Below are 783 nucleotides of genomic sequence, written 5' to 3' on the forward strand. Positions count from 1 at the left end.
GCAAATCGTGGGTGACCGTCATGCTTTGACAGTCGTAGGCGACGATGACCAGTCTATCTATGCCTGGCGTGGAGCAAGGCCAGAAAACCTGGCGCGTCTGGAAAAAGACTTCCCAAGCCTGAAGCTGATTAAGCTGGAGCAGAATTATCGCTCTACCAGTTTGATCTTGCGTGCGGCGAATACCTTGATCGCCAACAACCCTCATATGTTTGATAAAGCACTATGGAGCCAGCTGGGTGACGGAGAGCGAATTCGTGTAATTCGTTGTCGCCATGAAGATGCAGAGGCAGAACAAATTGCCGCAGAGATTCTTGATCTTAAGTTGAAAAAGGATATCCCCTTTAAAGACTTCGCTGTGCTTTATCGTGGTAACCACCAGGCGCGTCTGCTGGAAATCAAGATGCAGGCTTTTCAGGTGCCTTATCGCTTGTCTGGTGGTACCTCCTTCTTTGCCAAGAATGAAATCAAAGATGCCATGGCCTACTTGCGTCTCATTGCTAACCCTGATGATGACGCAGCATTTCTTCGGGTAGTCAACGTACCACGCAGAGAGATCGGCCCCTCAACCTTGGAGAAACTCGGAAATTATTCGACTGAGCGACATATTAGTTTGAATCAGGCTGTCGGTGAAATTGGTTTGGAACAAGTGTTGAGTGGTAAGGCGCTGGATCGGGTCAGGCGCTTTAGCGATTGGTTACGAAAAACAACGGAACGTTGTTATCAGGAAGATCCGATACCTGTGATCAAGCAGTTGTTTACCGATATTGAGTATGATCAATGGCT

General features: G+C 48.0%; 1 protein-coding gene. It reads left to right on the forward strand.

The features are described 5' to 3' along the window. The coding region (locus tag A3766_RS01265) for a 3'-5' exonuclease (RefSeq protein ID WP_197479161.1) at positions 1 to 783 on the forward strand (783 nt) is incomplete at both ends.

The sequence above is a fragment of the Oleiphilus sp. HI0132 genome (assembly GCF_001635845.1).